The sequence below is a fragment of the Peribacillus sp. N1 genome (assembly GCF_054600815.1).
In genome coordinates this window covers 255,838-280,011 of record NZ_BAAHZO010000003.1, presented here as the reverse complement: position 1 = coordinate 280,011, position 24,174 = coordinate 255,838, and the positions used below count along the sequence as shown (strand labels likewise).

Annotated in this window: 20 protein-coding genes; 14 read left to right on the top strand and 6 right to left on the bottom strand. The window is 42.9% G+C overall.

The window, feature by feature from the left end; translation table 11 throughout:
- Positions 1–274: 274 nt before the first annotated feature.
- Positions 275–1,264, bottom strand: a complete 990-nt coding sequence (locus ACYP5M_RS14290) for an ABC transporter substrate-binding protein (RefSeq protein WP_434168094.1) — start codon at positions 1,262–1,264, stop codon at positions 275–277.
- Positions 1,265–1,444: 180 nt separating this feature from the next.
- On the opposite strand from ACYP5M_RS14290, the gene ACYP5M_RS14285 reads away from it, so the two are divergent.
- The gene (locus ACYP5M_RS14285; RefSeq protein WP_452444673.1) at positions 1,445–2,449 is read left to right on the top strand and encodes a FecCD family ABC transporter permease; all 1,005 of its coding nucleotides are present in this window, start codon (positions 1,445–1,447) and stop codon (positions 2,447–2,449) included.
- On the top strand, positions 2,446–3,501 hold the full coding sequence (locus tag ACYP5M_RS14280) for a FecCD family ABC transporter permease (protein WP_101223743.1): 1,056 nt from the start codon (positions 2,446–2,448) through the stop codon (positions 3,499–3,501). The genes ACYP5M_RS14285 and ACYP5M_RS14280 overlap by 4 nt, the downstream gene beginning before the upstream one ends.
- 55 nt (positions 3,502–3,556) lie before the next feature.
- On the opposite strand, the gene ACYP5M_RS14275 is transcribed toward ACYP5M_RS14280, so the two are convergent.
- Positions 3,557–4,090 (bottom strand): YceI family protein, encoded by a 534-nt coding sequence (locus ACYP5M_RS14275; protein ID WP_101223742.1) that lies wholly within the window; start codon positions 4,088–4,090, stop codon positions 3,557–3,559.
- A gap of 195 nt (positions 4,091–4,285) precedes the next feature.
- Positions 4,286–6,508 (bottom strand): MMPL family transporter, encoded by a 2,223-nt coding sequence (locus ACYP5M_RS14270; protein ID WP_434168093.1) that lies wholly within the window; start codon positions 6,506–6,508, stop codon positions 4,286–4,288.
- Between the two features lie 260 nt (positions 6,509–6,768).
- Between ACYP5M_RS14270 and ACYP5M_RS14265 the strand changes: the two genes are divergently transcribed.
- The 10 genes from ACYP5M_RS14265 to ACYP5M_RS14220 all read left to right on the top strand — a co-directional run bounded on the left by ACYP5M_RS14265 (position 6,769) and on the right by ACYP5M_RS14220 (position 19,930).
- Positions 6,769–8,346, top strand: a complete 1,578-nt coding sequence (locus ACYP5M_RS14265) for a catalase (protein ID WP_434168091.1) — start codon at positions 6,769–6,771, stop codon at positions 8,344–8,346.
- A gap of 190 nt (positions 8,347–8,536) precedes the next feature.
- Positions 8,537–8,767 carry a CsbA family protein gene (locus ACYP5M_RS14260; protein WP_101223739.1) on the top strand — a complete coding sequence of 77 codons (231 nt, stop codon included), beginning with the start codon at positions 8,537–8,539 and terminating at the stop codon, positions 8,765–8,767.
- A 218-nt stretch (positions 8,768–8,985) separates the two neighbouring features.
- Entirely contained in the window at positions 8,986–10,971 is a 1,986-nt protein-coding gene (uvrB, locus tag ACYP5M_RS14255) for an excinuclease ABC subunit UvrB (protein ID WP_101224004.1), read from the top strand.
- 6 nt (positions 10,972–10,977) lie between these two features.
- The gene (gene uvrA, locus ACYP5M_RS14250; protein ID WP_101223738.1) at positions 10,978–13,857 is read left to right on the top strand and encodes an excinuclease ABC subunit UvrA; all 2,880 of its coding nucleotides are present in this window, start codon (positions 10,978–10,980) and stop codon (positions 13,855–13,857) included.
- A gap of 501 nt (positions 13,858–14,358) precedes the next feature.
- Entirely contained in the window at positions 14,359–15,459 is a 1,101-nt protein-coding gene (locus tag ACYP5M_RS14245; RefSeq protein ID WP_402943519.1) for a DUF4097 family beta strand repeat-containing protein, read from the top strand.
- A gap of 551 nt (positions 15,460–16,010) precedes the next feature.
- A complete protein-coding gene (gene hprK, locus ACYP5M_RS14240; RefSeq protein ID WP_101223736.1) occupies positions 16,011–16,946 on the top strand; it encodes an HPr(Ser) kinase/phosphatase in 936 nt (311 codons plus the stop codon).
- A 26-nt stretch (positions 16,947–16,972) separates the two neighbouring features.
- The gene (gene lgt, locus ACYP5M_RS14235; protein ID WP_434168090.1) at positions 16,973–17,785 is read left to right on the top strand and encodes a prolipoprotein diacylglyceryl transferase; all 813 of its coding nucleotides are present in this window, start codon (positions 16,973–16,975) and stop codon (positions 17,783–17,785) included.
- A 27-nt stretch (positions 17,786–17,812) separates the two neighbouring features.
- A complete protein-coding gene (locus ACYP5M_RS14230) occupies positions 17,813–18,757 on the top strand; it encodes a nucleoside recognition domain-containing protein (RefSeq protein ID WP_459735183.1) in 945 nt (314 codons plus the stop codon).
- Positions 18,747–19,415 (top strand): pyrophosphatase PpaX, encoded by a 669-nt coding sequence (ppaX, locus tag ACYP5M_RS14225; RefSeq protein WP_434168089.1) that lies wholly within the window; start codon positions 18,747–18,749, stop codon positions 19,413–19,415. Before ACYP5M_RS14230 ends, ppaX begins: the two co-directional genes overlap by 11 nt.
- Positions 19,412–19,930, top strand: coding sequence for an acyltransferase (locus tag ACYP5M_RS14220; protein ID WP_434168088.1), 519 nt, complete (start codon positions 19,412–19,414; stop codon positions 19,928–19,930). Before ppaX ends, ACYP5M_RS14220 begins: the two co-directional genes overlap by 4 nt.
- Before the next feature lie 35 nt (positions 19,931–19,965).
- Here ACYP5M_RS14220 and ACYP5M_RS14215 read toward each other — a convergent pair whose 3' ends face one another.
- From ACYP5M_RS14215 to ACYP5M_RS14205, 3 genes are all read right to left on the bottom strand, one after another.
- Positions 19,966–20,109: a hypothetical protein gene (locus tag ACYP5M_RS14215; protein ID WP_434168087.1), complete on the bottom strand. Its 144-nt coding sequence runs from the start codon at positions 20,107–20,109 to the stop codon at positions 19,966–19,968.
- 63 nt (positions 20,110–20,172) lie between these two features.
- Entirely contained in the window at positions 20,173–20,814 is a 642-nt protein-coding gene (locus ACYP5M_RS14210) for a class D sortase (RefSeq protein WP_452444672.1), read from the bottom strand.
- A gap of 1 nt (position 20,815) precedes the next feature.
- Entirely contained in the window at positions 20,816–21,874 is a 1,059-nt protein-coding gene (locus tag ACYP5M_RS14205) for a processed acidic surface protein (protein ID WP_434168085.1), read from the bottom strand.
- A gap of 487 nt (positions 21,875–22,361) precedes the next feature.
- Here ACYP5M_RS14205 and ACYP5M_RS14200 point away from each other — a divergent pair, with 487 nt between their 5' ends.
- The gene (locus ACYP5M_RS14200) at positions 22,362–23,546 is read left to right on the top strand and encodes an ATP phosphoribosyltransferase regulatory subunit (RefSeq protein ID WP_101223729.1); all 1,185 of its coding nucleotides are present in this window, start codon (positions 22,362–22,364) and stop codon (positions 23,544–23,546) included.
- Positions 23,539–24,168 carry an ATP phosphoribosyltransferase gene (gene hisG, locus ACYP5M_RS14195; protein ID WP_034311625.1) on the top strand — a complete coding sequence of 210 codons (630 nt, stop codon included), beginning with the start codon at positions 23,539–23,541 and terminating at the stop codon, positions 24,166–24,168. Before ACYP5M_RS14200 ends, hisG begins: the two co-directional genes overlap by 8 nt.
- Positions 24,169–24,174: the final 6 nt, after the last annotated feature.

Here is a 24,174-nt window from a genome sequence, read left to right as displayed (position 1 = left end):
ACGATCGATTGAAAGAAAGTGGACAAGCAGGGTAATTGTGATTTTTCATAATCACTTGGAATAGCGTCGTAATTCCATGCTAAAAATTTATTATTCTTGATGTGATCGATATAGAAGAAAATAGTTGCCGAGACGATTTCATGTAGGCTAATAATAATTTCAATAATACTTATACTTCGATGAAGACAAAACCTCAATTGAAATGAATTTGAAAAAATGAAAAGGCCTTTCTCGAATTATATCGAGAAAGGCCTTTTTCAATAGAAATGTATTATTACTTTTCAAGCATGATCTTTTCTATATCTTCAAGCATTTTATTAGCTGCAATTACTCCGCCAGCTGTATTCCATGTTGCGTCGCTAACCTCATGGGCATTTCCATTTTTGACTGCATCAAGGTTTTTCCAAAGTGGATCATTCGTCCATTCTTTTGCTGTGCTTAGGGCTTGTTTGTCGCCTTCAGGAGCGTAAGTGAAGTAGAAGAGAATATCTCCATCCATTTTAGGGATGACTTCTTTCCCAACCTCAATGGCAAGGTTGCCTAATTTATTATCTGCAGTGAAAAGTTCCTTCTGTTGTTCTGCACGTTTAAATCCTAATTGATCGAAAATCACTCCAGAGAATGAATCTGTGTAATAAATACGAGTAGTTCCAGCCATGAAACGAACAATGGAAACTTCTTGATTTACTTTATCACCCAATTTAGCTTTAAGATCTTCTGTGTTTTTATCGAATTCTGCAATTACATCGTTCCCTTTTTCTTCAAGGTTCAAGGCTTTTGCATATAGTTTAAAGTTTTCTTTCCAATCTCCTCTTAACGTTTCCGAGAAAACGGTAGGGGCGATTGCATTTAATTTATCATAAACAGCTTCTTGGCGTATCTTGCTTCCGATAATCAAGTCAGGCTTCAGTGATGCGATTTTCTCTAAATTAACTTCATGTTCAACACCAACAACTTCGACCCCATCCATATCATCTTTAATATGGTCGTACCAAGGGTCACCAAGCCATGATTGAACGGCACCAACAGGTTTAATTCCTAAAGCAAGCAATGCTTCAGTGCCTTCATTTGTTAGAACGACCACTCTTTTAGGTGTTTCTTTTAACTTGGCAGTACCCATGGCATGCTCAATTGTGTAGCTTTTTTCCTCTTTCTTGTCTTCAGCTTTATTTCCATCGGCTTTCTCATCCGAATTCCCGCAAGCTGCTAGAAGGAAGACTGCAAATATTGTAAAAATCGTTAATAATGACTTAAATCTAAACATCTATGTATCCCTCCCAATTTTCCGGCAAATGATAATCATTCGCACTTAACAGCATCATCATAAAATGAATATACTTTTCTGTCAATATATAATTGAAAATGATTCTCAAATTCGTTGACATAATCCTGTTTAGACCAGTAAAATATTACTATACAAACGTGATTGGAAAGGTAACTGGATATGTTATTAAAAAATTCATGGCAGAAATGGATGGGGCTGTTCATTACCATTCTTTTGCTGCTATTTTTACTGTGCTCAAGCATTGTATACGGTTATACAGATACAACGTGGAAAATGGCCATCGATGCTTTTACCGATTTCAATGGGACGAACGAACACATTGTCATTCAATCAGTCAGACTTCCGCGGGCCCTGATAGCTTCGGCAATCGGTGCAAGTTTGGCCATTTCCGGGGTGTTAATGCAAACGCTAACTAAAAACCCCCTCGCATCTCCAGATATATTCGGGGTCAACGCCGGGGCGGGATTGGCGGTTGTAACAGGTGTCACCGTTTTTGGAATAAGTAATCTTCAAGTATTCACATGGCTGTCATTCATAGGGGCGGCCATAGCCGCGATAAGCATATATCTGATTGGAAGCATGGGACGAGGCGGCTTGACACCTATGAAGCTGACATTGGCTGGTGCAGCCATGACGGCCATGGTAGCTTCACTTACACAAGGTCTTCTTGTTTCTAATGAGGCTCTTTTAGAGCAAGTCCTATTCTGGCTTGCCGGATCCGTCTCCGGTAGAAGTCTGGACAATTTAGTTGCTGTCCTGCCTTATCTTGTCGTAGGCTGGGGCCTTGCCTTGATCATGTCCGGTAAAATGAATGTGTTGTCCATGGGTGAGGATGTTGCAAAAGGTCTTGGATTGAATATAGTTTTCCTTAAGCTGGTTCTGGGGCTGGCAATCATCCTTCTCGCTGGCGGATCAGTGGCGGTTGCGGGTCCGATTGGCTTTATAGGAATCGTCGTTCCACATCTTACCCGTTCTATAGTAGGCATCGATCATCGCTGGCTGATTCCCTTCTCTGGACTTTTCGGGGCGGTGCTTTTGATTGCGGCCGATGTCATATCCAGGTATATCCTGATGCCTCGAGAGGTTCCGGTCGGAGTCATGACAGCCATAATAGGGACCCCATTCTTTATTTATATAGCTAGAAAGGGGTTCAGCGGTCGATGAAGTCATATAAGAGCTTTCGTTTGTTTAATGAAAAAATATCATTCTTGATGGATAAAAAAGCTATGATCGTGATTTTCATATTATTTGTAGTCACTTCACTAGTGTTTGTGATCAGTACTGGCGTGGGTGAAATGAATATAAATCCGCTAAGTGTCCTCCAGGTCCTTTTCGGAGGGGGAACGGAGAGCGATCGGCTTATCATCCAATCTTTCCGCCTGCCTAGAATAATTGTTGCCCTGTTGGTGGGGATGGGCCTCGCTGTTGCTGGCGGAATCCTTCAAGGGATGATTCGGAATCCACTTGCTTCGCCTGATATCTTGGGGATAACGGGAGGAGCGACAGTGGCGGTCGTTGGATTCTTGGCCATTTTTAGTGATAAGAATCATTCATTAACGGTGAGCATCAATTGGCTGCCGTTAGCTGCGTTCATTGGGGCGACAGTCGTCGCCTTACTTGTTTATTCATTAGCCTGGAAAAATGGAGTTCCCCCGATCAGGCTTGTGTTGATCGGAATTGGGGTGATGGCCTTAATGAAGGCACTCACTACGATGATGATGATTCTTGGTCCAGTCTATCAAGCGAGCCAGGCCAACCTTTGGATCACGGGGTCAGTGTCTAACTCCACCTGGAATAATATCGCTGTTCTGGCACCATGGACGATTCTATTCCTATTAATCGCCTTCCTGTATGCCAGAAATATTAATTTACAGGAGCTTGGCGATGACCTTGCAACGGGTCTTGGGGGACATGTCCAAAAACAACGGTTTACATTATTGATGATCAGTACGGCCTTGATTGGGGGTTCCACAGCTTTTGCTGGAGGAATAGGCTTTGTTGGATTAATGGCCCCACACATGGCCAGAAGGCTTGTTGGTTCTAGTTTTGGAGTGTTACTGCCCACTTCAGCTTTGCTTGGCGGCATCCTGGTTATGGTGGCGGATTTGATTGGACGGACCCTATTCTCACCTTTGGAAATACCGGCTGGTGTCTTCACAGCGAGCATCGGGGCACCATACTTCATTTATTTACTTTATAAAACGAGGAATTCGTAACACCGGTAAATGTAGAAAGAAGCAGCCATCCCTAGGATGGCTGCTTCTTTATTAATTAAGCTTCTTTTGCAACTTCGATTTCGATGGTAAGCGTGATTTGATCGCCGATCAGTACGCCGCCTGTTTCTAAAGCTGCGTTATAGGTTAAACCATAATCACTGCGTTTGACTTTACCTTTTCCGCTAAAGCCTGCTTTTTCATTTCCCCATGGATCTTTTCCTTGGCCTTCGAAGGTGATGCTGAAAGTTTCTTCTTGTGTGATTCCATTAAGAGTCACATTTCCAGTTACATCGTATTCATCTTCATCCGTTTTCACAATTTTTGTTGATTTGAATGTTAATGTAGGGTTTTTTTCTACATCAAAGAAGTCAGCGGAACGCAAGTGATTATCCCGGTCTGCATTGCGTGTGTCAATACTGGCCACATCAACGGTAAAATCGATCTCTGCAGTTGTTAGATCCAATGGGTTTGCTAGAATGTTTGCTTCGAACTTATTAAAACTTCCTTTTACTTTAGCGATCATCATATGTTTTACGGAAAATTCAATAGCACTGTGAGTCGGGTCGACTGTCCATTTTGTATTGGTCATGATAATTCCTCCTAATTATTAATCTTGAATTTATATATCTTTAATTTGAGATATCTTAACTTAATGTAATTATAAGAGGTGGAAGCAATAGTGTCAACTGAAAGTTTTCCTTAATTTTGAAAACATGAAAAACCCTGTGCATTTATGAGGCACAGGGTTTTTCATTATGAAGAAAAGTAAAGCTGACTACCTTAATTAATTGGCATGATCTTTCTCTTCTTGATCGGTCACTTTACTTGGCCAAAAGGCATGGCGGCCAAGCAGGGCGGTAATCGCAGGAACAAGGAACGGGCGCACAATGAATGTGTCCATTAACACACCAAGAGCAGTAATGAGCCCGAATTGAACCAATACTTGAATCGGAAGTGTGGCTAGAACGGAAAAAGTGGCTGCCAAGATTATTCCGGCAGAAGTGATGACACCGCTAGTTTCGGCAACGCCTTTTCTGATGGCCTGCTTGATTGGCATCGTTTCTTTCTTACGCCAAATGCTTGAAACCATGAAAATGTTATAGTCTTCTCCAAGTGCAACAAGGAATACGAAAGAATAAAGTGGAATCGTCCCCTCTATGGCATCGACACCCATGAAATAGTGCAGGATTATCCAACCTAAGCCCATAGCGGCAAAGAATGAGAGAATCACTGTCCCCATTAAATACACCATGGCTGTCACAGATCGCAAGTAGGCTAAAAGGAGTAAGGAAATCAGGACGATGATGATCGGGATGATCATGAATTCATCTGCCTTTACGGTATCCCTTTTATCGAATTGCGTCGCAGTTTGCCCGCCAATCCAAACCTTATCTTCGACGGAAGATATATTGGCGGCCTTCAATTCTTTCTCCGCAATTGTGCGGATTTCCGGAATGGAATCAATTGCCTCGATATCATATGGGTTGATGTTGAATTTGACCTCATAGGATTGCAGATCTTCATTGGATTTACTTGTGACTGGATCGGCCACACTTTCAACAATATTCATCCCTTCTAATGTCGGCGCTAAATCGATATCTTCACCATTCGTGTCTACAACCACTGTGGCTGGTGCCAGTTCACCCGGTGAGTACGAGTCGGAAATGACAGAATAGCCTTCACGGGAGTTCATATCTTCAGGAAAGGAAGAGAGAATATCATATGAATATTTTATTTGTGAAGAATATCCAGCTAATACACTGAAGATGATCAAGCATGTAAGAATGACGGTCCATGGCTTGGTTGTGACGATATGACCAATCCAGTTACCGATGCGGCCTTCTTTATGCTTTTTGACGGCTTTTCCCTTTTTCTTAGCCCGTATTTCTTCCATTTCTGGTGTACGCGGAACGATTGGGTAGAAGGAAGCCCTTCCGAATACAGAAAGCAATGCCGGTACAAGTGTTAAAGCTGCCAGCATCATAATTAAAATGGACAAGCTGAATGGTACAGCGAAACGGTGGTAGGCTCCGTATTTCGCTACAAGCAATGTTAGCAGCGAGATGACGATCGTAAGGCCGCTCATCGCAATGGCGCCTGATGAATCTTTAAATGCGGCGATCATGGCTTTCCGTTTGCTTTCATGATTTCTTAATTCACTTCTGTAGTGAGAAATTAAAAATAGACAATAATCCGTTCCGGCACCGAATAATAATACGGTCATGATCGAAATGGCCTGTGAATCGACTGTAATCCAACCATGATCTGCCATGAATCCAAGGATCGGGCTTGTGACAATATAGGCGAAGCCTACTCCGATTAAAGGGATGATGGCTAAAAGCGGGGAACGGTAAATGAGTAATAATACGACAAGTACAAGTATTACGGTCGCTAATAGCAATTTGAAATCAGCACCTGAAAATAATCCTGTTGCATCGACGGATATCCCTACAGGGCCTGTCACTCGAAGTGATAATTCATCTGAATCTGTAGGGACCTTGAATGGGTCAGATCCAATGCGTTCCGAAACTATTTCATTAATGCTCTCAAGATTTTTTTCAAGAATTTCAGTCTCGGTCTTTTCTTTAAAGAAAAGCGGCTGTACGAAAGTCGTTCCATCTTCTGAAACCGAGCCTTGAAGAGCAGGCAACGGAATTTCATGAAGCGGCGGTAAAAAAGACTGCTGTGTCAAAGGGTTATCTGTCAATTCCTTGGAAAGGTACTGGATTTCGGCCAAGTCGGCCTCTGTCAGTCCACCTTCCCGATGCCATGTAAGCAGGGCAGGTATTCCAGAGGAATTTGGAAACTCTTCTTTAATAAGTTCATCAGCCACGACGGAAGGTGAGTCTTCAGGCAAGTCGGCGGCATTATTTGCTGTTCGATCATTAACGGCAGGCAATGTGATGGTTAATCCAATTGCTGCAATTATCCATACAGCAATGACAACCCAACGACTGATTTTTCCTGTCATCATCCTGCCAAGTTTTCCTAATATTGATTCGTCCAATGAAGGCACCCCGCTTTTTGATTTTTTTATCCTTAGTTCATTATAATGGTGTGCTGTTGACATATACAAAAATGGGTATGCTCACTCCAACTGCTAAATGCTTCAAGTCGTTAATGGCATGAAAATCTGCTCATCGATATATAGGGGAAAAGTACTTATTTACTAATTTCAATTAAATTTTGAAGATTGAAGAGTTAAATATAGGAGATGGGGGAAAGTATAGTAGTATTGTGGCTTTTATTAACAAGGGAGGGATTTTTTTGTCTGATAAATCAAAAAAAACAAATGATGAATCGAAAGAAACATTAACGAACAGGCAAGGGCACCCGGTAACGAATAACCAGAGTATTAGAACTGTAGGGAACAGAGGACCTAGTACACTTGAGAACTATGATTTCCTGGAAAAGATCAGCCACTTCGATAGGGAGCGTATCCCTGAACGGGTTGTGCATGCCCGCGGTGCAGGTGCGCATGGTTATTTCGTTCCGACCGGTAAGGCGGGGGACGAGCCGATTTCAAAATATACGAGAGCGAAGGTTTTTCAGGAAGAAGGTAAAAAAACCCCGGTATTCGTGAGATTTTCATCTGTTATTCATGGAGGGACGTCCCCGGAAACGTTACGTGACCCAAGGGGATTTGCCGTTAAATTTTATACGGAAGACGGAAACTGGGATCTTGTAGGCAATAACCTGAAAATTTTCTTTATCCGTGATGCCATGAAATTCCCGGATTTGATTCATGCCTTCAAACCGGATCCGGTCACGAATATTCAGGACGGCAGGAGGATTTTCGATTTTTGCTCGAGTTCGCCTGAAACATTCCATATGGTTACCTTTGTGTTTTCCCCATGGGGCATTCCAGCTAACTATCGCATGATGCAAGGATCAGGGGTCAATACTTATAAATGGGTGAATGAGGAAGGGAAAGCAGTGCTTGTCAAGTATCATTGGGAACCGAAACAAGGGATCAAGAACCTGACACAGCAAGAGGCCAATGAAATTCAAGCTACGAATTTCAATCATGCCACACAGGATCTTTATGAAGCGATCGAACGCGGGGACTATCCTGAATGGGATCTCAACGTACAAATCATGAGTGATGATGATCATCCTGAGTTGGATTTCGATCCGCTGGATGATACGAAGATCTGGCCGAAAGATGAGTTCCCTTGGCTGCATGTCGGTACGATGGTATTGAATAGAAACCCTGAAGACTATTTCACTGAAGTCGAACAGGCTGCATTCGGCACAGGTGTCCTAGTGGATGGACTGGACTTTTCTGATGACAAGATGTTACAGGGACGTACATTCTCTTATTCCGATACACAGCGTCACCGTGTTGGCGCGAATTATCTGCAATTGCCGATCAATGCTCCGAAAAAACGAACAGCCACGAATCAGACTGGCGGACAGATGCAATATGAAGTTGGCAGAGGCAGCCAAAGCCCCCACATCAACTACGAACCATCAACTGTCGGCGGCTTGAAAGAAGCCAAGCAGACGGGCAAGGAGCATACACCTATGGTGGAAGGGAAACTTGTTCGTGAGACAATCGATCGTCAAAATAATACGAAACAGGCCGGGGAAACATTCCGTGAATTCGAGGATTGGGAAAAGGACGATTTAATTTCCAATTTAGTGGCGGCATTGGCTCCTGCCGACAAGCGCATTCAGGAAAAAATGATAGCACTTGCCGAAGAGGCCGATGAAGAGTATGGCCGCAGATTGAAAGAGGGACTGGCCTCGGCTTCTGAACATACGGAATCTTCAAAACCACTGGGCGGGACGGATAACCCTGAGGATGCCGTTAGTAAAGGACATGAAGCGGATCCATATTGATGGGACTAAAAAAGAGGCAAACTTCCCTATAAAGGGGTTTGCCTCTTTTTTTAATGGGCATAATTGATGGAAGTGTGGAAGGTTCTTCTGATGATGCCTTGAAAATCAAGTGGGAAATTGATTGGCAAAAAACTTGATAATCATTTAAACTGAAACTACTCTATTTTTCTCTTATAAAGGAGATGAAAAAATGATTAAATTTCTTTCTGCCCTTTTCCTTCCTTGTCTACTCGTCATGCTATTTTCAAGGGTCACCTATAACAATGTCGTGGGCCTTGTTTTAACTGTTGCCTTGATTACAGCTTCCGCATATAAAGGTTATACGCATACAAACTTATTGATCATCGTCGATGCCTTATCCCTAACAGTGGGATTTTGGTTATCAAAAAGAATGATGAAACGTACATCCAAGAGCGCCTGACACAAAAGGTGCTTTTTTTGTACCCAAACTTGTAATTCCCCTCAACACATCATGAAGTCCATAAAACAAAAATAGAATGGATGTTCGCTTATTGCTGGTTTGTTTTAAGGCTATTGTGGTAGAATGTGTATATATGCTTTATCAAACCGGAATAAATAGAAGGGATATAGTTATGTCCCGTTTTCATATAAAAATATTTCAATAGGAGGCTATGCTTGGTGAAGGATAAGTTTGAGTTAGTCTCAAAATACTCTCCTCAAGGAGATCAGCCGGCAGCAATTGAAATGCTGGTCGAAGGGATTAAGGAAGGCAAGGAAATGCAGACGTTATTGGGGGCAACGGGGACAGGGAAAACGTTCACCGTTTCCAATGTGATTCAAAGAATCAATAAACCGACTCTTGTCATTGCCCACAATAAAACGTTGGCAGGGCAGCTTTATAGTGAGTTCAAAGAGTTCTTCCCTAATAATGCCGTTGAGTACTTCGTTAGCTATTATGATTACTACCAGCCAGAGGCTTATGTTCCATCCACGGATACATTCATCGAGAAAGATGCAAGCATCAATGATGAAATCGATAAACTGCGTCACTCGGCAACCTCGTCTTTGTTCGAAAGGAAAGATGTCATCATCATTGCCAGTGTTTCGTGCATATATGGACTCGGTTCTCCTGAAGAGTACCGGGAGATGGTCGTTTCCCTCCGAACAGGCATGGAGATAGACCGGAATGCCTTGCTGCACAGACTCGTGGATATTCAATATGAACGTAATGATATTGCTTTCCAACGGGGGACCTTCCGCGTTCGCGGCGACGTGGTCGAAATTTTCCCGGCCTCACGTGATGAACATTGCGTACGGGTCGAGTTTTTCGGGGATGAGATTGACCGTATTCGTGAAGTCGATGCCCTGACTGGCGAAATTACCGGTGAACGGGATCATATCGCCATTTTCCCGGCTTCCCACTTCGTAACCCGCGAAGAGAAAATGCGGATAGCCATTCAAAATATCGAAACGGAACTGGAAGAACGATTGAAGGAATTAAGGGAAGATGAAAAACTCCTTGAAGCGCAGCGCTTGGAGCAGCGGACCCGTTATGATTTGGAAATGATGCGTGAAATGGGCTTTTGTTCAGGGATCGAGAACTATTCCCGCCATTTGACGCTTCGTCCCTCAGGTGCGACACCATACACTTTAATAGATTACTTTCCAGAGGATTTCCTATTGGTCGTGGATGAATCACACGTAACCCTCTCGCAAATCCGCGGAATGTTCAATGGAGATCAGGCGCGTAAGCAAGTGCTCGTCGATCATGGCTTCCGTCTGCCGTCTGCGAAAGATAACCGCCCGCTAAGATTTGAGGAATTTGAAAAAAAGGTCCATCAATCCATATTCGTTTCGGCAACTCCGGGACCATATGAACTCGAACATACCCCGGAAATGGTTCAGCAGATCATCCGTCCTACCGGATTGCTGGATCCGACGGTGGAAGTGCGGCCGATTGAAGGGCAAATAGATGACTTGATCGGTGAAATTCAGGAACGCGTCAAAAAGAACGAGCGTGTGCTCATAACGACCTTGACGAAAAAGATGTCTGAGGATTTAACTGATTATTTAAAGGAAATCGGCATCAAGGTCCAATATCTTCATTCGGAAGTGAAGACCTTGGAAAGGATAGAAATCATCCGGGAACTTCGAATGGGCAAATATGATGTTCTAGTTGGAATCAATCTTTTAAGGGAAGGCCTCGATATTCCGGAAGTGTCGTTAGTGACCATTCTGGATGCCGATAAAGAAGGGTTCCTTCGCTCGGAACGTTCGCTTATTCAAACGATGGGCCGTGCAGCCCGTAATGCGAACGGCCACGTCATCATGTATGCAGACCGAATCACGAATTCGATGGAACTTGCCATCAATGAAACGAGGCGGCGCCGTGAAATCCAGGAAAATTATAATAAAGAGCATGGAATATTGCCTCAAACCATTCAAAAGGATATCCGCGACTCCATAAGGGCGACTCATGTTGCCGAAGAAGGCGAAGAGTATAAGGAAGACCTTGCACCAAGCCTCGCGAAGCTTCCTAAAAAAGAGCGTTTAAAAGTGATGGCAAGCATGGAAAAAGAAATGAAGGAAGCGGCAAAGGCACTGGACTTCGAGCGAGCTGCCGAGCTGCGTGATTTATTACTAGAGTTAAAAGCGGAAGGGTGACGAAACATGGCAATGGATAAAATTGTGATAAAAGGCGCCAGGGCCAACAATTTAAAGAATATTGATATCACGATACCGAGAGACAAACTTGTTGTGCTGACCGGATTATCCGGATCTGGAAAGTCTTCCTTGGCTTTTGATACGATTTATGCAGAAGGGCAAAGACGTTATGTGGAATCACTTTCCGCTTATGCTCGTCAATTCTTAGGCCAAGTGGATAAACCGGATGTCGATGCGATAGAAGGTTTGTCACCAGCCATTTCCATAGACCAGAAAACGACCAGTCGAAATCCTCGTTCAACCGTAGGGACTGTTACGGAGATCTATGATTATTTAAGGCTGTTATTTGCACGGGTCGGCAGGCCGACCTGTCCCATCCATAATATAGAAATCACCTCACAAACGATAGAGCAAATGGTGGACCGCATTCTTGATTACCCTGAGCGAACCAAGCTTCAAGTATTGGCACCGCTAGTCTCAGGCAGAAAAGGGACACATGCGAAAGTTTTGGAGGAAGTTAAGAAACAAGGATATGTCCGCATTCGTGTGAACGGGGAAATGCATGACCTCAGCGATGAGATCACTCTCGAAAAAAATAAAAAACATTCGATTGAAGTCATCATAGACCGGATCGTCATAAAAGAGGGTATCATGGCCAGGCTTGCAGATTCATTGGAAAGTGCTTTGCAGCTTGGCGAAGGTAAAGTCATCATTGACGTCATGGGTGAGGAAGAGCTGCTGTTCAGTGAACATCATGCTTGTCCATACTGCGGATTTTCGATTGAAGAGTTAGAGCCTAGAATGTTTTCCTTCAATAGCCCGTTTGGGGCCTGCCCGGATTGTGATGGCTTGGGGGCAAGGCTGGAGGTGGACCGTGATCTGGTCATCCCGAATAACGAATTAAGCCTCCGTCAACATGCAATTGCGCCATGGGAGCCGACTAGTTCTCAATATTACCCTCAGCTCCTTGAAGCGGTGGCAAACCATTATGGGATAGATATGGATGTGCCCGTTAAGGATTTACCGGAAGAGAAGATGGATAAGGTCTTGCTTGGTTCAGGCAAAGATAAGATATATTTCCGTTATAAAAATGATTTTGGAAGAGTGCAAGAAGGATATATTCCTTTTGAAGGAGTTTTAAGAAACATCGAAAGGCGCTTCAAGGAGACGAGTTCTGACTTTATTCGTGAGCAAATGCAGAAATACATGTCAGAACATCACTGTCCAACCTGTAAGGGTCATCGATTGAAAAAAGAGAGTCTTTCCGTGCTCATTCAAGGGGTCCATATTAGTGAAACGACAGCTTTATCAGTGGAGGATGCGTTAGTATTTTTCGATGAGCTTGATTTGACTGAAAAAGAAGCTGCAATTGCGAGATTGATTTTACGTGAAATTCGTGAGCGGCTCGGTTTCCTGGCTAATGTAGGTTTGGAATATTTGACGTTGAGCAGGGCAGCGGGAACTTTATCAGGCGGTGAAGCGCAGCGTATAAGATTGGCGACGCAGATCGGTTCCCGATTGACGGGAGTCCTATATATTTTGGATGAACCTTCAATAGGGCTGCATCAGAGGGATAACGATCGATTGATCGAAACATTGAAGAATATGCGCGAAATCGGGAACACCCTCATTGTTGTCGAGCACGATGAAGATACGATGATTGCTGCGGATTATTTGATCGATGTTGGTCCTGGAGCAGGAGCGCATGGAGGGGAAATAGTGGCCGCTGGAACTCCGGAAGAGGTCATGAATAATCCTAAATCCTTAACGGGGCAATATTTAGCAGGGAAGAAATTCATTCCATTGCCATTGGAACGCCGGAAAAATGATGGCCGTGTCATTGAAATAAAAGGTGCCAAGGAAAACAATTTGAAAAACGTTAATGTGAAATTCCCGCTTGGGGTCTTTACAGCCGTAACGGGAGTCTCCGGATCAGGGAAAAGTACATTGGTGAATGAGATCCTCCATAAGTCATTGGCTCAAAAACTGAATCGGGCAAAAGCCAGACCAGGTGATTTCCGTGAAATCAAGGGAATTGAGCATTTAGATAAAGTCATTGATATTGACCAATCACCTATCGGCAGAACCCCACGATCGAATCCAGCTACCTATACGGGTGTATTCGATGATGTTCGTGACGTGTTTGCCTCGACTAATGAAGCGAAGATCCGCGGTTATAAAAAAGGAAGGTTCAGTTTCAATGTTAAGGGCGGCCGCTGTGAAGCATGCCGTGGTGATGGGATTATCAAGATTGAAATGCATTTTCTCCCAGATGTCTATGTTCCATGTGAAATCTGTCATGGTAAAAGGTATAACCGGGAAACACTTGAAGTGAAATATAAAGGAAAAAACATATCCGACATTCTCGATATGACAGTCGAGGAAGGCGTTAGTTTCTTTGAAAATATCCCAAAAATCAAACGGAAGCTGCAAACGATTTATGATGTTGGTTTGGGTTATATCAAGCTTGGACAGCCTGCCACCACTTTATCAGGCGGTGAAGCGCAAAGGGTGAAACTTGCTTCCGAATTGCATCGCAGATCCACTGGGCGCTCCTTCTATATCTTGGATGAACCAACTACCGGTCTACATGTCCACGATATAGCAAGGCTGCTCCAGGTTCTGCAGCGGCTGGTTGACAATGGGGATACCGTTTTGGTGATCGAGCATAATCTGGATGTCATCAAGACGGCGGACCACATTATTGACCTGGGACCTGAAGGCGGAGATAAGGGCGGTACGATCGTCACTTACGGAACACCTGAAAAAATATGTGAAGTTTCCGAATCGTACACGGGAAAATACTTAAAACCTGTACTTACCCGTGATCAAATCCGCATGGAAAATTGGATTGAAGAAAAAGAAACTGAGCATGAACATGCTTAAAAGAAGCCGGTTGGCGAGTTTCAGTTTATCCACTAAAGGGGGTTCGGAAAACGTATCTTTTCATCAAATGGATGTCCGAACCAACTGACCCAAAGCAGTTCAATTCCTTATGTATGGATTTCTAGCTTAATTTTTTAAACGAAGTTGATTGTAGAGGAAGGTGCGAGACTCCTGCGGGAAAAGCACGTGCCTGGATCGGAAATCAACCTGAATTGTAAAAGTAATAATAAAACTGCAGGCAAACTCGTTTTCTTCGAATTTGTCTACAGTCAGGAACAAGCCATCAGGCTTGTTTTTTTGTAGAAAAATGACAGTGTGCATTTAATCAATCATTTGATTAAAGAATGGGAAAACAAGATATTTCCGGGGAAATCATACATCTTCCTTTTCGGAAATTGTCATTTTCCTTTGTCGAAAGATGGGAAAAACGGTATTTATGAAACTTTTTAGATATCTAGGCGTATGTATGAATAAAATGGTAGAAGAAAGCGAGGAATGTTCATGCAGGAGGAAAGAAAGAAGATTTTAGAAATGATTCAGGATGGAAAGTTATCGGCGGAAGAAGCCTTGGGCCTTTTGGAAGAATTAGAAAAAGCCAGTCAGGAAAGTGAAGCTAAAGAGCAAAAATTGCAAAACGAATTATCGACGGTAGTCGTGGATAAGAAAAGTGAAGGAAGCACTCAGGATACGTTTAAAAAGAATATCCAGTCATCGAAAGAAAAGATTATTGATTTCGTTGAAAGTGCTTTTAAGAAAATCAAAGAAACGGATCTTGATTTCAATTTCGGGAAGTCTGTGGAGGTCAGTCATATTTTTCAGCATGAACATGATTTCTTGGATGAGGTTGATGTAGATATAGCAAATGGGAAAATAAAAATCGCCGCATGGGACCATGATGATGTTCGGGTTGAATGCCAAGCTAAGGTATACCGTGTGGAAGAAATAGAAGAAGCCAGGAAAAACTTTTTGGAAGAAGTCGATTTCACGATTGAAAATGGAAAATTGAAGTTCAAGGTTCGTGAAAAATCCATAAAGGTTGATACAATCATGTACATTCCAAGGAAGGAATATGAGGACATCCATGTAAGGATGTTCAATGGCGCAATCACGACTGAATCACTGAAATCAGAGAAGCTTAAAGCGAAAACGGCAAATGGTGCCATTCATATCATGCAGGGTACGGGTGATTTCTGTGAGCTTGAAACAGGTAATGGGATGATCACCATTTCAGATACCAACTTTAATGACTTGGAAGCCGAGACCCTGAATGGAGCGATTAATGCTGCTGGATACTTCAAGAAATTGGATGTCCAAACGTTCAATGGGGAAATCATCTGTACGAATTCAGGGATGGATTGCGATTCGATCCATGCAAAGTCAGTCACTGGAAAAGTCCAGTTGACCCTGCCGCCAGGTAAGGCGATCGAAGGAGAATTGAAGTCAAATTTAGGAAGCTTTAATGTAACTTTGGAAGGGATGACAATCATCGAAGAGAAAAGTGATGTGGTTCAGAAGGTCCTTAAGTTTAAGACGGTTAAAGAAGAGGTTCCTGTGCTTCATGTTTTTGCAGAAACCAAAACTGCAGCGATAACGGTTTCCTGAAGAAAGGGAAAGGCCGTTGATACCACTGGTGGCTCAAACTGTAGGCAAACTCGATGGAAAACGAGTTTGCCTGCAGTTTTTTTATGGCTTGTTCTAAATTTAATAACAAGATTGATTGGAGAGGAAGGTACGAGATTCCTGCGTGAAAAGCGCGACTAGGTGAAACCCCGCAGGAGCAAGCCGAGGAGGCTCCACGACCGCCCGCGGAAAGCGAGTTTCTTGAGCGGAAATCAACATCCAATTTGTATCGGAACCATACCTAAGGAGTTGCTTTGGAGTTGGTTCGGGAACATCATTTGATGAAAGATACGTTTCAGATCCCTTTTGTCTGCAAAGTGAGCCTGCCAATATAAATTGGCTGGCTTTCTTTTATTTTGATGTAAGGATTCATGTATGTTCCTCTCATCTCTTTCCAGTTCACTTGGCCCATCCGGGTGGAGTGAATAAAAAAACAATAAATCGATAATGCTTTGTTTGGTTATTAACAGAAAAATGCTAAAATAGAAAAAGTATCTCAAAAAATAGCATCACTCCAAAAGGAGGAAAGATATATGGCAAAAGTCCGTACAAAGGATATAGTAGAAGCGTTCGGTCTAGAACTTATCAGTGGGGAAGAAGGAATTAACAGACCGATCGTCACGAGTGATTTATCTCGTCCCGGACTTGAAATAGCCGGTTTTTTTGATTATTATCCCGCAGATCGAGTACAGCTTTTAGGTATGACGGAGATGTCCTTTTTTAATCGGCTGAATGAACCGGATCGAGTACAGAGGATGGAAGAGTTATGCAGGGACTTTACTCCAGGCATCATCATTACGCGTGGTCAGGAAGTGCCGATAGAATTGATCGAAGCGTCTGAGCGGGAATCCGTTCCTGTGATGAGATCTAATATGAAGACAACAAGGTTATACAGCCGTCTGACCAATTTCCTGGAAAGCAGGTTGGCACCAACTACTGCTGTTCATGGTGTTTTGGTGGATATCTATGGGTTAGGTGTGTTGATCACCGGGAAAAGCGGCGTCGGTAAAAGTGAGACAGCCCTGGAATTAGTGAAACGGGGTCATCGTCTCGTAGCCGATGACTGCGTCGAAATCAGGCAGGAAGACCAAGATACGCTGGTCGGGAATGCCCCGGATTTAATCGAACATCTTCTAGAAATAAGAGGATTGGGAATCATTAATGTAATGACACTTTTCGGAGCTGGCGCAGTCCGCAGCAATAAAAAGATCTCAATCGTCATCAATCTGGAACTATGGGAAAAAAACAAGCAGTATGACCGGGTTGGCCTTGATGAAGAAAAAATGAAAATCATTGATACGGAAGTGACGAAAATTACCGTACCTGTCCGTCCAGGGCGAAATTTATCTGTCATCATTGAAGTGGCAGCCATGAATTACCGCCTGAAGCGAATGGGAGTAAATGCAGCGGAACAGTTTTCAGATCGCTTGAACCACGCAATTGCAGATCCGGAACATGATGAATTTTAAAAGGTTATAAGAAAAGAGGGGACAAAATGGAACAAGGAATTCAGCCGCTGAATCCAATAGCGATAGATCTAGGTCCCATCCAGGTACATTGGTATGGACTCATCATCGGTTTCGGTGTGTTATTGGGTCTTATAATCGCTTTAAGGGAATCTGAGCGAAGAGGTCTTGATAAGGAAATTTTTACTGACATGATTTTGTTTGCTGTCCCAATCGCGATCATAAGTGCCCGTATTTATTATGTGATCTTTCAATGGGAGTACTATTCACAAAACCCGGGAGATATCATTAAAATATGGAATGGCGGAATCGCCATACATGGTGCGTTGATTGGGTCGGTACTGACTGCAATCGTGTTTGCCAAGGTCAAGAAAGTGTCATTTTGGAAGCTGGCGGATATTGCTGCACCGAGCTTATTGTTGGGGCAGGCGATTGGCCGTTGGGGTAATTTCATGAATCAGGAAGCGCATGGGGGAGAAATAACAAGGTCATTCCTTGAAAATATGCATTTGCCTGAATTCATCATAAATCAAATGTACATAAACGGTACGTATTATCACCCGACCTTTTTGTATGAATCGATTTGGAATATCCTCGGTGTCATTATTCTCTTAAGTTTACGTAAAGTGAACTTGCGCAGGGGGGAACTGTTTTTAACCTATGTAATATGGTATTCCATCGGACGTTATTACATTGAAGGATTGCGGACGGACAGTTTGATGCTGACGGATTCACTGCGTATCGCACAAGTGATCTCGATTGTATTGGTAGCTGTAGCCATCGCTTTGGTGGTCTATAGAAGGGTCCGCGGGCATGCAGACAAAAGATATTTAGATGCATAGGTAATATGTGTAAAGGGAGAGGGCATAGTGATAGTAGATTCGGTTAAAAAGGGACTTCTTTCAGGCTTGAATACAACCTGGTCTTTGGGGAAAGTGATATTTCCGGTTACTCTGATCGTCACTGTGCTTCAATATACGCCTGTATTGCCATTCATCATCAACTTGATAGCGCCTTTGATGAATCTCATCGGTCTTCCAGGGGATGCTGCAATTCCTCTTGTATTAGGGAATTTCCTGAATTTATACGCAGCGATTGCTGGCATATTAACGCTTGATTTGACTGTGAAAGAAGTTTTTATCATCGCTATGATGCTATCTTTTTCACATAATTTATTGATTGAGTCAGGTGTTGCGATGAAAACCGGTGTCAAGCTGTGGGTCATCCTAACAGTACGGATCGGGCTTGCGGTTTTGTCCGCGGTCGTCATCAATCTTGTTTGGCAGGGCGGATCTGAAATGGCCCAGGGAACGGCTATCGGGGAGGCTGCAGAGATTAACGGAGCGGGAGCGATCCTTTTGCATGGGGTCATCCAGGCCCTTTCAGGAATTGGCCAGCTGGCGGTCATCGTTATTCCGCTCATGGTGGCTGTTCAAATCATGAAAGATTTAAAGTGGCTGGAAGCCTTCTCGAAAGCCCTTGCACCCTTCATGAAGGTCCTGGGGATGAAGCCGAATGCTTCCATGCCTTTCGTTACAGGCCTGACTCTCGGTTTGGCATATGGGGCAGGGGTGATGATTCAAGCGGCTAAAGAGGATAATGTTTCGAAGAAGGATATGACGATTGCATTCATCTTTTTAGTTGCCTGCCATGCTGTTGTAGAAGATACATTGATTTTTATTCCGCTGGGGATTCCGGTCTTGCCGTTATTACTTATTCGGATACTCACTGCCATTGTTTTAACGATGGCCGTTGCGTATATATGGAATCGGGCTGACAGGGTACAGAGAAAGGAAGCTGTATATGAACAGTAACATAAATACATTATTATTTGATCTTGACGGGACGTTGATCAATACAAATGAATTGATCATCGCCTCATTTACAGAAACGTTAAACCACTTTTGTCCTGGAAAGTTCAATCGGGAAGATATCATTCCATTTATCGGACCGACTTTGGTCGATACTTTCTCTTCCATTGATCCAAAACGAGTGGATGAAATGATCGCTTACTATCGGGAGCATAATTGGAGGAACCATGATTTGCTTGTCACACAATTTGACGGTGTGTTCGAAACCGTTCAAACATTGAAGCAGAGCGGCTATAAATTGGCAGTCGTTACGACAAAGAAGCGTGATGTCGTCGAAAAGGGCCTGCGTTTAAGCAAACTGGATCAATTCTTTGATGTGGTGGTCACACTGGATGAGGTGGAAAAAGCAAAGCCGGATCCAGAGCCTTTGGTAAAAGCTTTAAATCAACTCGGTTCGGTTCCTGAAGAGGCGATCATGATTGGGGACAGTTATCATGATATTCTGGGAGGGAAGAACACAGGTACAAAAACGGCAGGGGTCTCATGGTCCATTAAAGGCCGTGAATTCCTGGAAAGCTATCACCCTGATTATATGCTTGAGCATATGGCGGATTTATTGAATATCGTTGAGGTTGAAAAGCTCACGGAGGCTAGAAAATGAGACGCACGTCCCGCTATCAAGTTGAAGGGGCTAATTCACTATGGCATGTATATAAGACCGTTCCGTTCTGGAAAGTCGTCAAGAATTTTGTGGTGATACAGCTAGCGCGCTATACGCCTTTTCTGGGCATGAAGAATTGGCTGTACAGGACTTTTTTACATATGAAAGTCGGAAAGCATACTTCGTTTGCCTTGATGGTCATGCCCGATGTGATGTTTCCGGAAAAAATATCAGTTGGAAGAAATACTGTCATTGGCTATAATACGACGATTCTTGCACATGAATATTTGATTCAGGAATATCGTTTAGGAGATGTAGTCATTGGGGATGAAGTATTGATTGGAGCCAATTCGACCATTCTTCCAGGACTTTCAATCGGAAATGGGGCGATTGTCTCTGCAGGTACGCTTGTCCATAAGGATGTTCCAGAGGGAGCTTTCGTCGGGGGAAATCCAATGAAAATCATATATACCAAAGAAGAAATGCTTGAGAGGGAGCAGCAAACTTCCTTGTGAAAAAAGGACTTGCCCATATATGCGGCAGGTCCTTTTTAATGGCATTTTGGGTATAACGGAGTCAGTTCATTCTTTAGATGCTTCATGACTTCGTTGATTGATATATATTCCTGGTTCACCGTAGCTTCATACGTTTCTTTTAAAACTCGAAAAAACCTTTCCTGTGCCTGTTTATCCATATTGAGCTTGTCCTCCTATCATCTATTTATCAAGAGGGGGCTGAACAACTTCAGCCCCATATCTCATTTAACTATTTCCGATTTCAATAAATCGGCAACCAATACGTACCGTTCCGGTGCACTACCAATATATGAAAAAGGATAGCAGGTTGTTACTGTAAGTGTGGCTTTAGGCTTGGGAACGATCACGGTACGGTCATCTGCATCGACGATACGAACCTTCCTCACTTTATATGTAAATGAACCGGCTTCTGTCTTGGCAATCAGCAAGTCGCCTTCGCCGACTTCACCTAGATCTCTGAAAATTGTATCTCGGTGCCCGGATAAAACGGAATTATCCTTTTCACCTGGGAGGACGGAGCCTGCATAATGACCGACGCCCTTTTCAAGTTCATCTTCGTCCGTTCCGTGATAAATTGGGAGTGTTGCCTCAATTGTTGGAATATAAAGCTGACCCATCAAATCTCCTGTCTCCGGCCGTTCTTCATATAGTTCAAGCCCATCGGGAATATTTGCCTTCGTCTTCGGTTCGGGGAGCTTAGCTGTAGCTTCCGTTGTGGCAGATTCATTCCATTTATACAGGGCATAGCCTTTTAACAGTGTATAGGCGTTTGTCGTTGTAAAATAAAAACCTAAGGTTAAAAAGCAAACAGCAGTGACAAGTAACCATTTTTTCTTATGCCTGGATTGCCTATTTTTACTCATCTTAATTAGTGAGTCTTGCTTTTCTAATTAATCCGAAAGCGATACCCATCAACACTAAACCGATTAAAGCACCGAATAAGTAATGACCGGCCGTTTTAGGAAGCACTCCGCCTTTTTCCGTTTTGTGTTCAGGTTTTGCGGGTTTCTTCTTTTCTTTTTGTACCTCAGCCACTTTAGAAATGACCTCGGTGGACTGTTTAATGTCATTACCGGTTTCTTTCACTAAATCGGAACCGATCATTTTACCTGTCAATATAAAATCGAGCAAAAAATTGCCGTTTAAATCATAAATCGAAACTAGTAAACTAGCATTCGTTATTTCCTTAAGCTGGAATAAAGCCTCAAGGGATAGGTTTGTTGTGACACCATCCTGAATTAAGGCGAATTTGAATTGAATTTGCAGCAAGCTTTGAAGATCATTATAAATAGAAAGCAATTCAGCCACTTGTTCTGCAGACAATTCATCAATTGTTTCGAAATTATCAAGTTGATTCATTCTATCGGAGATCGCCATTAAACGAGCTTCAAAAGAAGGGTCTTCGATGATAGGCAAGAGATGATTCATGAATCTGTCGAGCTCTTCGTCTTTTAGACCGATATCAGTAAAGAGGCCATCCATTAAATCGATGATCTCTTCCTCATCATAATCCATCGCGTCCTCATCATAATCCATTTCTAAATCGATGATATCCTCAATGTCGTAAATGAAATGGAAGGTATCGATGATGGAATCTCCCTCTTCCAGTTCACCGTATTCTATTAATAATTCCGTTAGTTCAGCTTCTGTCATTTCATATTGTTTAAGTAGATTCTGTAAGGTCTCAGGAGTGACGGCCGGTCCTAATGTATCACGCAACTCTTCTACCGATTTCAGTTCATTCAATGTTAAGTCGTAATAGGATAAATACTCTTCCAATTCTTCTTGTGTCATTCTAACTTCAGAAAGGTATTCATTAAGCTCATCCTGGTTGATCTTAGTTGCGGCAAAACCCATCGTCCCGCTTGAACCCAGTGAAAAAAGAACGATTAGAGCCACAAAAAATGAAAAATATTTCTTCATTCCCATTTCCCCCTAAAATTTTATAATATTACCAAACTCCTAAATATTATAAAGCAGCTATACCAAAAGATATACATTAATAACAATGAATGGCTAAAGATAGGGAGAAACATCTAGGTAAAAAGGTGCAACTCCCTGAGTTTGGACTTAAACCGATCATGAAGAATATTAAAGACAGCTGTAGTTTGAAGTAATGGAATTAGGCATATTTTCCTTGACGTAAGATGGGAGCGAGAGTAAACTATTAGTAACTTCAACCTGCTACCATATTAGCGAACTAAAGTGATTTAATAGATTATTGTGAGTATTAATATGATTATGTCATTTTATTTGATACTATTTTTATATGTTATCCGAAATTTGGATTTAAGCGTGAAACCTTGGAATGATAAAGAGATAAACAAAATAAGGAATGGATGCATCGGTTTGTGCCTACAGGCGGACCGATTGGATATAGATAGTAATCAATTCAAAAGGATGTGCAGTCGTGACAAAGCCATTTATGTTTGAAAAACCGTTAGGCATGAGAGATACATTGCCGGTACTGTATGAAACGAAGGTGTTGGCCAGAAATAAAATGAGTGATGAAATCAAGAAGTGGGGCTATCAATTTATTGAAACGCCTGCTTTGGAATATTATGAAACAATTGGCGAGGCTTCGGCAATATTGGATCAACAGTTGTTTAAACTTCTCGATTCCCAGGGGCATACGCTCGTACTCCGTCCCGAGATGACAGCCCCCATTGCACGGGTGGCAGCATCCAAACTGTTAAAACAGCAAATTCCGCTTCGCCTGGCCTATTCCGCGAATGTATACCGGGCACAGCAGCGTGAAGGAGGCAGGCCGGCAGAATTCGAACAGATTGGTATTGAGTGCATTGGAAATAAGTCTATAAGTGCCGATGCTGAAATGATTGCCCTGCTTGCGGATGCTCTAAAGGCTGCCGGGCTTCAGGAATTTAAAATTTCCATTGGGCATATTGGATTTCTGCAAGAATTTTTCTTGAGCATTCTAGGTACGGAGGAAAGAGCCTCTATATTAAGGAAGTTTTTGTATGAAAAGAATTATGTTGGTTATCGCGAGCATGTTAAATCACTGCCGCTTTCATCCATTGATAAGCAACGGCTTATCGAATTCACCTCATTAAGGGGCAGTGAAGGGACCCTGATGAAGGCGCTGGGGTTGGTTGAAAATAATAAAGGGCAGGATTCTTTGGCTGAACTGAAGGAATTGTCTGCGCAGCTGAAAGAATTTGGCGTTGAACAATATGTGAGCTTTGACTTAACATTGGTCAGTCATATGAGCTATTACACAGGAACTTTATTTGAAGTGTATGCCGGACAAGTCGGTTCGCCAATCGGCAATGGCGGCCGGTATGATAATCTGCTTGAGAAGTTCGGCTGGAATGCTTCGGCCACAGGTTTTGCAATCCGGGTGGATCGTCTTGCAGAAGCTCTTGGGGAGCCGATCCAGCCTGTCGCGCCAGAATGTATTTTATATAGTCCCGAACGAAGATTGGAAGCCATTGAATTTGCAAGAATTAAACGCACCGAAGGAAAATTGGTAACGATTCAGGATATTACGGTCGTCCAAAATGTCGATGCCTTTACACGGACATTTTCTGAAGTTCATTTATTCGTAGGGAATGGGGGGTATGGAAAAGATGAATAATAGCTTTTTAACGATTGCCATGCCGAAAGGAAGAATCTTTGAAGAAGCGGCAGAGCTATTAAGAAGGGCCGGTTTTCGTCTCCCTCCCGAGTTTGATGATTCCCGGAAATTGATCCTTGAAGTGGAAGAGGAAAATCTGCGGTTCATTTTAGCTAAACCGATGGATGTCGTAACCTATGTGGAACACGGCGTCGCTGACATTGGAATTGCAGGAAAGGATGTCATGTTAGAGGAAGAACGTGATGTCTATGAGTTACTAGATTTGAAAATCAGTGCCTGCTATTTAGCTGTAGCTGGACTGCCTGGTACGAAGATAAGTGACATCGCCCCTAAAATTGCCAGTAAATATCCGAATGTTGCCTCCAGTTATTTTCGCGAGCAGGGGGAGCAAGTCGAGATTATAAAGTTGAATGGGTCTATTGAGTTAGCACCGTTAATAGGTTTGGCTGAACGAATCGTCGATATCGTTTCTACGGGGAGGACATTGAAGGAAAACGGTCTTGTGGAATATGCGAAAATTGCCAATGTGACTTCGAGGCTGGTGGCAAACCCTGTCAGCTATCGAATTAAAGAAGCAAGGATTACCGAAATCGTGGAACGGCTAGCAGAAATTATTGAATAGTAAAGA

Excerpts from the sequence above, each read along its gene's own strand:
- ACYP5M_RS14290 (WP_434168094.1), bottom strand. The coding sequence starts at position 1,264 with ATGTTTAGATTTAAGTCATTATTAACGATTTTTACAATATTTGCAGTC.
- hisG (WP_034311625.1), top strand. The coding sequence starts at position 23,539 with ATGAATAATAGCTTTTTAACGATTGCCATGCCGAAAGGAAGAATCTTT.
- ACYP5M_RS14260 (WP_101223739.1), top strand. The coding sequence starts at position 8,537 with ATGATTAAATTTCTTTCTGCCCTTTTCCTTCCTTGTCTACTCGTCATG.
- ACYP5M_RS14205 (WP_434168085.1), bottom strand. The coding sequence starts at position 21,874 with ATGAAGAAATATTTTTCATTTTTTGTGGCTCTAATCGTTCTTTTTTCA.
- ACYP5M_RS14245 (WP_402943519.1), top strand. The coding sequence starts at position 14,359 with ATGCAGGAGGAAAGAAAGAAGATTTTAGAAATGATTCAGGATGGAAAG.
- ACYP5M_RS14220 (WP_434168088.1), top strand. The coding sequence starts at position 19,412 with ATGAGACGCACGTCCCGCTATCAAGTTGAAGGGGCTAATTCACTATGG.
- uvrA (WP_101223738.1), top strand. The coding sequence starts at position 10,978 with ATGGCAATGGATAAAATTGTGATAAAAGGCGCCAGGGCCAACAATTTA.
- hprK (WP_101223736.1), top strand. The coding sequence starts at position 16,011 with ATGGCAAAAGTCCGTACAAAGGATATAGTAGAAGCGTTCGGTCTAGAA.
- ACYP5M_RS14285 (WP_452444673.1), top strand. The coding sequence starts at position 1,445 with ATGTTATTAAAAAATTCATGGCAGAAATGGATGGGGCTGTTCATTACC.
- ACYP5M_RS14275 (WP_101223742.1), bottom strand. The coding sequence starts at position 4,090 with ATGACCAATACAAAATGGACAGTCGACCCGACTCACAGTGCTATTGAA.
- ppaX (WP_434168089.1), top strand. The coding sequence starts at position 18,747 with ATGAACAGTAACATAAATACATTATTATTTGATCTTGACGGGACGTTG.
- lgt (WP_434168090.1), top strand. The coding sequence starts at position 16,973 with ATGGAACAAGGAATTCAGCCGCTGAATCCAATAGCGATAGATCTAGGT.
- ACYP5M_RS14280 (WP_101223743.1), top strand. The coding sequence starts at position 2,446 with ATGAAGTCATATAAGAGCTTTCGTTTGTTTAATGAAAAAATATCATTC.
- ACYP5M_RS14215 (WP_434168087.1), bottom strand. The coding sequence starts at position 20,109 with ATGGATAAACAGGCACAGGAAAGGTTTTTTCGAGTTTTAAAAGAAACG.
- ACYP5M_RS14210 (WP_452444672.1), bottom strand. The coding sequence starts at position 20,814 with ATGAGTAAAAATAGGCAATCCAGGCATAAGAAAAAATGGTTACTTGTC.